The organism is Candidatus Methylomirabilis limnetica (assembly GCF_003044035.1).
GTDB lineage: Bacteria > Methylomirabilota > Methylomirabilia > Methylomirabilales > Methylomirabilaceae > Methylomirabilis > Methylomirabilis limnetica.
Map to the genome: position 1 here is coordinate 160773 of NZ_NVQC01000009.1, position 10249 is coordinate 171021.

Annotated in this window: 4 protein-coding genes; 3 read left to right on the forward strand and 1 reads right to left on the reverse strand. The window is 62.1% G+C overall.

Annotated elements, in window-relative coordinates; translation table 11 throughout:
- Positions 1 to 353: 353 nt before the first annotated feature.
- The 3 genes from CLG94_RS01925 (at position 354) to CLG94_RS13865 (ending at position 9622) form a co-directional block, all read left to right on the forward strand.
- Positions 354 to 9119 (forward strand): glycoside hydrolase family 94 protein, encoded by an 8766-nt coding sequence (locus CLG94_RS01925; RefSeq protein WP_107561205.1) that lies wholly within the window; start codon positions 354 to 356, stop codon positions 9117 to 9119.
- Positions 9120 to 9206: 87 nt separating this feature from the next.
- Complete coding sequence (locus tag CLG94_RS13860; protein ID WP_432264748.1) at positions 9207 to 9476, forward strand: DEAD/DEAH box helicase; 270 nt, start codon at positions 9207 to 9209, stop codon at positions 9474 to 9476.
- Positions 9380 to 9622: an HRDC domain-containing protein gene (locus CLG94_RS13865; protein WP_432264751.1), complete on the forward strand. Its 243-nt coding sequence runs from the start codon at positions 9380 to 9382 to the stop codon at positions 9620 to 9622. Before CLG94_RS13860 ends, CLG94_RS13865 begins: the two co-directional genes overlap by 97 nt.
- A 20-nt stretch (positions 9623 to 9642) precedes the next feature.
- On the opposite strand, the gene CLG94_RS01935 is transcribed toward CLG94_RS13865, so the two are convergent.
- Positions 9643 to 10249 (reverse strand): helicase-related protein (locus CLG94_RS01935; RefSeq protein ID WP_133174599.1); only part of this gene is annotated, 607 nt, incomplete at its 5' end.

Genomic DNA, 10249 nt, shown 5'->3' on the forward strand with positions numbered 1-10249 from the left:
GCTCGTCAGATGGTCCACATGCTCCTGAGTCGGGCCCTGATGATTGGCGCGCTCTTCGTCTACGCGAGCTTCTTTGAATGGACCCTGCACCGCTTCGTGATGCACTGGGTTTTGTAGATCTCGTATCCTTGATCCGGGCCCATGCGCTGATCCACCCACCGGGACTTTCGCAGCGATTCCAGTTATCACCTGCGCCCCAACCAGAGCCGTGAAAGTTTAGCGTTCGCCTGGTGAAACGCCCCACTGCTGATTGACTTGCACGTCCCGCTTCGGACGCGCCGTCACTTCGAATGGGAACGCAAGGAAGGGAGTCTCTGTCCCGCCGACGATCCTTCCGGGCACCGCGCCTGAGCATGAAGGGAACCTCACACGTGAAGATAGGTAGTAAGACCATCCGCCGGACCTTGCTCCATTTGAGGGCGTACCTTCGCGGAAATGCCTTGGCACACAAGTACGTCGGCGACGAGCCACCGCTACGATCGGAGCTGTTCAGCAACGACCAGATGGAGCAGCACGGCAAGACCCTGGCGGGCTCGCACACGTTGGGGCTGGGACGCGCTCCGGACCAACTTCTGCCGCGGCTGGCTGAGAATGAAGGCGTCCTGGTTGGAGCCTGCAATCTGCTGACGGCGGCGGTCAAGGAGAACCGCCGGATTGCGCCGGCCGGGGAATGGCTACTCGACAACTTCTATCTGATCGAAGAACAGATTCGTACGGCCAGACGATACTTGCCAAAGGGGTACAGCCGGGACCTGCCTCGCTTGCTGAACGGCCCATCGGCTGGACTTCCGAGGGTCTATGACATCGCGCTGGAGACGATCTCGCACGGCGATGGACGGGTGGACCCGGAAAGTCTCAGCAGTTTCGTCGCAGCCTACCAGACGGTCACCGCCCTGACGTTAGGCGAATTGTGGGCCATCCCGATCATGCTGCGCCTGGCACTGATCGAGAATCTCCGGCGCGTTGGAGCGCGACTCGCCGCCGACAGGACCGACCGAAACCTCGCCGACTATTGGGCGGACCAGATGACGGAAACCGCTGAGAAAGACCCGAAGAGCCTGATTTTGGTGATCGCGGACATGGCGCGGTCGAGCGTGCCGTTGGTGAGTTCGTTTGTCGCGGAATTTGCGCGCCGGTTGCAGGGACAGAGCCCAGCTTTGGCATTGCCGCTCACCTGGATTGAGCAGCGGCTCTCGGAGTCTGGCCTGACGATCGAGCAGTTGGTGCAATCGGAGAACCAACAACAGGCCGCCGATCAGGTCTCCATAAGCAACAGCATCGGCAGCCTCCGATTTCTGGAGGCGATGGACTGGCGCAAGTTCGTCGAAGCCATGAGCGTTGTCGAGCAGACCCTGCGCGAGGATCCCGGCGGCGTCTACGGGCAGATGGATTTTGCCACCCGTGACCGCTACCGTCACGTCGTGGAGCAGATCGCGAAGAGCAGCCGGCTATCCGAAAGCGAGGTCGCCCGCAAAGCGATCCAGTTGGTACACGAGGGCGCGGCCAAGAACGGCAGCGACGATCGAGCGGCACATGTTGGCTTCTACCTCATCGACAAGGGGTTGCCGCAACTCCAACGAATGGCGATGGTGCGTCTCTCTCCCGCTATGGTTCTTCAGAGAATGAGCGGCCGGTTTCCCTTGCTCCTCTATCTCGGCACGATCACGCTGATGACGGCGATCGTCACCGGGAGCTTCTTGGCGACGGCGCATGCCAGTGGGGTGCGTGGTTGGCTCCTCGCGCTGACCGGGATTCTCTCGCTCGTGTGCGCAAGTCAGTTGGCGGTGGCGCTGGTGAACTGGCTGACGACGTTGCTGGCGACACCGCACTTGCTGCCGCGAATGGACTTCTCCAAAGGCATTCCTCCGGAATCGCGCGCACTGGCCGTGATCCCGACTCTGCTCACGAGCGCTCAAGATATTGAGGATCTGGTCGAGGCGCTTGAAGTTCGGTTTTTGGCAAATCGGGACGAGAACCTGCACTTCGCTCTGCTCACTGATTTCCGGGACGCACGCGAGGAAACGATTCCGGAGGATGACCCGCTGTTGCGGCTGACCCAGAAGAGAATCGAAGAACTGAATGAAAAGTACAGGAGCGCAAAAGGCGGCACGTTCTTCCTCTTTCATCGCCCGCGCCGATGGAATCCTCGGGAGCGGATGTGGATGGGTTACGAGCGGAAGCGAGGGAAACTGACCGACTTGAATTCGCTTCTGCGCGGCGGCTCAAGGGATTGTTTCTCACTCGTCGTTGGTGAGACGGCGGATTTCTCGAACGTGAAGTACGTGATCACCCTTGACACGGATACGCAACTCCCGCGCGATTCGGCGTGGCAGTTTGTGGGAACCATGGCGCACCCGCTGAATCGTGCCCGGTACGACGAAGACAAGCAGCGTGTTGTTGCCGGGTACGGTATCCTTCAGCCGCGTATGGCCGTGAGCCTGCCAGCCACGAACCGGTCGCGGTACGCGCGACTGTGTGGGAGTGAGCCGGGCATCGACCCGTATACGCGCGCCGTCTCCGATGTGTACCAGGACCTCTTCCACGAAGGCTCGTTCATTGGCAAGGGGATCTATGACGTTGATGCGTTCGAGCGGGCGCTCAATGGGCGATTTCCAGAGAACCGAATCCTCAGCCACGATCTTCTGGAAGGGTGCTACGCGCGGGCGGGGTTGTTGAGCGATGTGCAGTTGTACGAGGAATATCCATCTTGCTACAGCGCGGACGTAAGCCGTCGGTACCGCTGGATTCGCGGGGATTGGCAGCTTGCACGCTGGCTGCTGCCAGGCGTTCCTGGCCCCAACGCAAGCCGTCAGAAGAATCCGCTCTCTGGACTGTCCCGATGGAAGATCTTCGACAACCTTCGTCGGAGTCTCGTGCCTTCGGCGTTGACACTGCTATTGCTCCTGGGCTGGACGGTCTTGTCGCCGCTCTGGTTTTGGACCTTGGCGGTGATCGGCACTATCCTGATTCCTCCCTTGATTGCCTCCACGATGGATCTGTTTCAGAAACCAGGCGATGTGCTGCTGCGTCAGCATCTCGCCGCCGCGGTGCGCTCGGCTGGCCGGCACTTCGCTCAGGCGGCATTTACGCTCGCGTGTCTCCCCTACGAGGCCTTCTTTAGTCTGGATGCGATTGTGCGCACGGCCGGGCGACTGCTGGTCACACACAAGCGACTTCTGGAGTGGAGTCCGTCGAGCGACCCGGATCGCAAGAGCCGAACGGGCCTCGCCGCCTTCTATCGGATGATGTGGATCGCCCCCGTTATCGCCACTGCCGCGATGATCTCTCTGACGCTTTCGAGGCCGGTCGCGCTCGCAGTGGCTGGACCCGTACTGGGCCTCTGGTTTGCCTCCCCCGCTATCGCCTGGTGGATCAGCCGGCCGCTCGTTCGCCGCGGAGCAAGACTGACGGCTGGCCAGATCATCTTTCTTCAGAAGCTTTCGCGAAAGACGTGGGAGTTTTTCGAGACATTCGTCGGCCCGGAAGATCATTGGCTGCCACCTGATAACTATCAGGAGCATCCCGTTGCTGCGGTCGGGCATCGCACGTCGCCGACCAACATGGGACTTGCGCTCCTCGCGAATTTGTCTGCGTACGACTTCGGCTACATTCCGGCCGGACAACTCATCGAGCGCACGGCGAATGCCCTCCGCACGATGGAAGCCCTGGAACGGCACCGAGGCCACTTCTATAACTGGTACGACACGCAGTCTCTGAAACCGCTGCCGCCGCTCTACATTTCGACGGTGGACAGCGGGAACCTCGCGGGCCATCTGCTGACATTGCGGCCGGGTCTGCTCGCGCTTCCCGATCACAAGATCCTGGGGTCGCGATTGTTTGACGGGCTCAGCGACACACTCAGGATTCTCGTGGACGCTGCGGGAGGCGCCGCTCCGGCCCAACTCGCGGAGCTGCAGAAGGATCTGGCGTCCGCATTCGATTCCCGGCCAACGACGCTCGCGGCGGCGCGGCTGTGCCTGGACCGTCTGGCGACCTCCGCCGCGGAGGTGGTCGGCGGCTTCGATGCTGACCCCGAGAGCCAAGCGAAGCGGTGGGCCCGTGCCCTGGCTCGACAATGCCAGGCCGCCCTCGATGAGCTGACGTTTCTCGCTCCATGGATCTTGCTGCCGGCCTCTCAGAATCGGCTCGGAGAATTTCGCGGTATCGACGAGATCCCAACGCTGCGCGAGCTGGCGAGACTTGAGGAAGAGCTGCTCCCGGCAATCGAGCATCGGCTCGGCTCGGACGCAACCCCCGAGGAGCGTGAATGGTCTGGTGAGCTTCGACGGCTCATCACGGAGGCAAGCCACCGCGCTAGGGCAAGGATTGCGGCCATCGAACGGCTTGCACTGCAATCCAGCGAACTGGCCGGCATGGAGTATGACTTTCTGTTCGATAAGGCGCGTCATCTGCTGGCGATCGGCTACAACGTTGGTGAGCACCGGCGGGACTCGAGTTACTACGATCTGCTGGCTTCGGAAGCGAGATTGTGCAGTTTCGTGGCGATTGCGCAGGGACAACTGCCGCAGGAAAGCTGGTTTGCCCTGGGACGCCTGCTCACTCACGCCGGTGGAGAGCCGATTCTCCTTTCGTGGAGCGGTTCGATGTTCGAGTACCTCATGCCGCTCCTGGTGATGCCGACCTACGAAAACACGCTGCTCGACGAGACCTACAAGGCGGCTGTGAAGAGGCAGATCGAGTATGGAGAGAAGCGCGGAGTGCCATGGGGTAGTTCGGAATCCGGCTACAACATGATTGACGTTCATCTCAACTACCAGTATCGAGCGTTTGGCGTGCCCGGCCTGGGTCTCAAACGCGGACTAGCCGAGGATTTGGTCATTGCACCGTATGCCTCGGCGCTCGCGCTGATGGTGGCGCCCGAGGAGGCGTGCCTGAATCTGCAGCGACTCGCCGCTGAAGGGTTTGAAGGGACATATGGCTTCTATGAAGCAATCGACTACACTCCTTCGCGTCTGCCGCGTGGAAAATCGAACGCCGTGGTTCGGTCCTTCATGGCACATCACGAGGGCATGAGCCTCCTCTCGCTGGCCTATCTGCTCCTGGACCGTCCGATGCAGAAGCGATTTGAGTCGGATCCGTTGGTCCAGGCGACCACGCTGCTGCTCCAGGAGCGGATTCCAAAAGCCACGGCGTTCTATTCGCACGCCGACGCCGCCGAGTCCTCCGACTTACGTACGACTCCCAGTGGCCTGGAGACGCCGGTGCGCGTTTTCAGCAGCCCGAACACGCCGATACCGGAAGTGCAGTTGTTGTCGAACGGCAGATACCACGTGATGATCACGAACGCGGGAGGCGGTTACAGCCGCTGGAAGGACATCGCAGTCACACGCTGGCGCGAAGACAGCACCTGTGACAACTGGGGCACATTCTGTTACATCCGCGACGTGACGAGCGGGGAGTTCTGGTCAACGGCGTATCAGCCGACGCTTAAGCAATCGAAGCATTACGAAGCGATTTTCTCGGACGCGCGAGCGGAGTTTCGCTGCCGCAACCACGACTTCGACATGCACACGGAGATCGCCGTTTCGCCGGAGGATGACATCGAGATGCGCCGAATCACCATCGCCAACCGCTCTCGGACGCGCAGAGCGATCGAAGTAACGAGTTACGCGGAGGTCGTTCTCGCATCGTCTGCCGCGGACGCGCTGCATCCGGCGTTCAGCAATCTCTTTGTTCAGACCGAGATCATCCAGGAGCGGCAGGCGATCCTCTGCACTCGCCGGCCCCGCTCCCCCAACGAACACGCGCCATTGATGTTTCATCTGATGGCCGTGCACGGGGCGGACATCGGAGAAATATCCTATGAGACTGACCGCCTGCGGTTCATCGGCCGCGGAAACACCGCCGCCAATCCGCAAGCGATGAGCGGTTCCGCAGCGCTCTCGGGCAGCCAGGGCTCCGTGCTCGATCCGATTGTCGCGATCCGGTATCGAATCACGCTGGATCCGGAAGAATCGGCGACGATCAATATTGTCTCCGGCATCGGGGACACTCGCGACGTGTGCCTGGGCCTTGTCGAGAAATACCAGGATCGGCGTCTCGCAGATCGCGTCTTCGAACTGGCGTGGACCCATAGCCAGGTAGTCCTGCGGCAGATCAATGCCACTGAGGCCGACGCGCAACTCTATGGACACCTTGCCAGCTCGGTCATCTACGCAAATTCCTCGCTGCGCGCCGACCCGAGCGTCCTCACCAAGAACCGCCACGGGCAGTCCGGTCTGTGGGGCTACTCCATTTCCGGCGACTTGCCGATCGTGCTGCTGCAGATTGCAGACCCAGTCAATATCGATCTGGTACGCCAACTCATCCAGGCTCACGCGTATTGGCGCCTCAAGGGACTGGCTGTGGACCTGGTGATCTGGAACGAAGATCAGACCGGTTACCGGCAACTTTTGCACGACCAGATCATGGGGCTGATTGCCGCAGGCATCGAGGCCAACGTGACCGATCGACCCGGCGGCATCTTTGTAAGACCTGGGGACCAGATATCGAACGAGGACCGTATTCTGCTCCAATCGGTCGCTCGCGCCGTCATCACCGACACTCGTGGAGCGCTGGCGGAGCAGATCAACCGTCGCGGCACTGTGAAAGCATTGGTCCCTCGCTTAGCGCTGACCCGAACCCGCCGCGCCGAACCCCCGGCGGCCGCCGCGTTGCCTCGCCACGATCTGATCTTCTTCAACGGGCTGGGAGGATTCACCCCGGATGGACGCGAGTACGTCATTACGACCGCGCACGGGCAAGTGACGCCGGCACCGTGGGTGAATGTGCTGGCGAACCCGCACTTCGGGACCGTCATCTCAGAGAGCGGCATGGCCTACACCTGGAGCGAGAACGCCCACGAGTTCCGCCTCACTCCCTGGTACAACGACCCCGTGGGCGATTCCAGCGGAGAAGCCTTTTACATCCGTGACGAAGAGAGGGGCCACTTCTGGTCCCCCACGCCGCTACCCAGCCGCGGAGCGATGCCTTACGCCAGCCGGCACGGCTTCGGCTATAGCGTCTTCGAGCACACGGAGCGCGGCATCCGCTCAGAGCTGTGGGTGTACGTGGCCCTCGACGCGCCGATCAAGTTTGCGGTGTTGAAAGTGCGAAACGAGTGTGGCCGATCCCGCCGGCTCTCTGCCACGGGATACGTGGAATGGGTGCTGGGAGATCTGCGGCCGAAATCGACAATGCACGTGGTCACCGAAGTTGACCCCAACAGCGGAGCGCTCTTCGCGCGGAACCCATACAACACGGAGTTCGCCGACCGGGTTGCCTTCTTCGACGTGGACGGTGCGACTCGGACCGTAAGCGGCGACCGGACTGAGTTCCTTGGGCGGAACGGCACGCTTCGGAATCCGGCTGCGATGACTCGGTCGCGGCTTTCCGGCAAAGTGGGGGCCGCTTTGGATCCCTGCGCCGCGATCCAAGTTGCATTCGAGCTAGCCGACGGGCAAGAGCGTGAGTTCATTTTCAGACTCGGCGTGGGGCGAGACGCCGATGACGCCAGCAACCTGGCGCGTCGCTTCCGGGGATCCGCTGCGGCGCGGGACACGCTCGACGCGGTGTGGCAGTACTGGAAGCACACGCTCGACGCGGTGCAGGTGGAAACACCGGACCAGTCCCTCAACGTGCTTACCAACGGATGGCTCGTGTACCAGACGCTCGCATGCCGTCTTTGGGCTCGGAGCGGATACTACCAGTCGGGGGGTGCTTTCGGTTTCCGCGACCAGTTACAGGACGTGATGGCGCTCATCCACGCCCAGCCGCACCTCGTGCGCGAGCACTTACTCCGCTGCGCGGCCCGTCAGTTCCGGGAGGGAGATGTCCAGCATTGGTGGCATCCCCCATCGGGCCGGGGCGTGCGTACACACTGTTCGGATGATTACCTCTGGCTGCCGTTGGCGACGTGCCGCTACGTTCTGAACACAGGGGACACCGGGGTGTTGGACGAACCCATCCACTTCGTTGAGGGCCGCCCGGTAAACGCGGAGGAGGACTCGTATTACGATCTACCCAGCCGGTCCGAAGAAGCGGCCAGTTTATACGAGCACTGTGTGCGAGCCATCCTGAGGGGTCTCAGATATGGTGAGCACGGCCTGCCGCTCATGGGCTCAGGCGACTGGAACGACGGCATGAACGCTGTGGGCGAACACGGCAAAGGTGAAAGTGTCTGGCTGGGATTTTTCCTGTATGACGTGCTTATGCGGTTCATTGAGGTTGCCCGCAGGCATGGTGACGTTTCCTTCGTCGAACGTTGCCAAAGGGAGGCGGCTCAATTGCGCCAGAATATCGAGCTGAATGGCTGGGACGGCGAGTGGTATCGCCGCGCCTACTTCGACGATGGCTCGCCGCTTGGGTCGGCGAGTAACCCCGAATGCCAGATTGATTCGGTTGCGCAAAGCTGGTCTGTGCTCTCCGGGGCGGGCGATGTCGAGCGCTCGCGCATGGCGATGGACGCGGTGGATGAGCGCCTCGTTCGCCGGGACCATGCGCTGATCCAACTCTTGGATCCGCCATTCGACACGTCGACGTTGAATCCTGGCTATATAAAGGGGTACGTCCCAGGCGTGAGAGAGAATGGTGGGCAGTACACGCATGGGGCGATCTGGGCGGTGATGGCGTTCGCTGCATTGGGCGACAGCCGTCGCGCGTGGGAACTGTTGGCCATGATCAACCCCGTGAACCATGCCGGATCTCCGGAGGGAATTGCGACCTATAGGGTAGAACCGTATGTGGTCGCGGCCGACGTCTATGCGCTCCCGCCGCACACCGGCCACGGTGGCTGGACGTGGTACACGGGCTCGGCCGGCTGGATGTACCGGCTGATCGTGGAATCCCTCCTCGGGCTGAGGCTGGAAGCGGAGACACTGCGTATTGCTCCGTGCCTCCCTGCGGATTGGAAGGGGTTCACCGTGCGCTACCGGTACCGGGAGACGGTCTACCACATCGCCGTCCTACAGACGCTAGGCGGGAATGGCGAGACGAGTGTGACCGTGGATGGCGTCGAGCAACACGACCAGGCGATTCCCCTCGTTGACGACCGTCAGGAACACTCCGTCGAGGTGAGCATATCCGCCGCACGCAGTGTGAACACCGTTAACGCAACGTAGTCCCCATTATTGACCGGATAGCATCCCGAACGTCTTGGCTGGCTGCCGGGTCGCGGGTTCACTGTCGAAGGTAAGGAGCGGGTGCGAATGGAGAATATCAGGCAAACCGTGAAGCGCGTGTGGGGCTACGACACGCTCCTCCCGTTGCAGGAAGAGGCCATGAGGGCGGTGCTGGCGCGGCGGGACTCCATCGTCATCCTGCCGACGGGAGGCGGGAAGTCGCTCTGCTTTCAGGCGCCGGCAGCGGCGGCGATGAGGACCTGTTCGAGATGCTCCGTGTCCTCCGTCGGACCATGGCCGCAGAGCGAGGTATCCCACCCTACCTCATCTTCAGCGACGCCAGCCTGCGTGAGATGACACGAGCACGCCCCACCGCGAAGGACGCCTTCCTGCAGATCAAGGGGGTCGGCCTGCGCAAGCTCCAGGAGCTTGGCCCGCGCTTTCTGGCCTGCATCCGCGCACACAGAGACGACTCCACAGGCGACACTTCGCCTGTGCCCTGACCCGCCTAAGCGGCCCCGCGCTACGCCCCCTGAACGCTCCGTGGCTCGGTGGTGGAGCCCGTGCTTCGCCAGCCGGCAGTCCCGTTTACGCGTCCACTCACTGGTCGGCTGAAGGACTTGCCTGTGAACGGCTTTGCAGTCACGCGGTGTGGGCGGACTGCGCGAGGGCTCGTGGGGTGCTGCCCCGCGGTCACGCTTGCGGCGGGACCCGCCGTAATCCCTGACGTAGCACGACGCGCTACATTCGCCTTCGCCCGGACCCGCTCGTCCGCTTTTCGGGTGCGGATAGCCGCAATGCGGTCGGCAAGGGGAACCTCAAAGCGCTCTGTCGGTGTCTTAGCGTAATTGAACTCCGGGACCTTCTGGCGTGGCAGGCGTGTCCCGATGGCGCGCTCGATGGCGCGCAGAGTGTCCTCTTCGTTCGGTGAGACGAGGGTGTAGGCCTCGCCTGTCGCATCCATCCGGCCCGTACGTCCGACCCGGTGGATGTAATCCTCTGAGAGCTGCGGAACGTCGAAATTCACGACGAGGCCTAACCCCTCCACGTCGATGCCGCGAGCGGCGACGTCGGTCGCGACGAGGACGCGACAGCGTCCCCGCTTGAAGCTGGTCAGGGCGTCGGTCCTT

Excerpts from the sequence above, each read along its gene's own strand:
- CLG94_RS01925 (WP_107561205.1), top strand. The coding sequence starts at position 354 with ATGAAGGGAACCTCACACGTGAAGATAGGTAGTAAGACCATCCGCCGG.
- CLG94_RS13860 (WP_432264748.1), top strand. The coding sequence starts at position 9,207 with ATGGAGAATATCAGGCAAACCGTGAAGCGCGTGTGGGGCTACGACACG.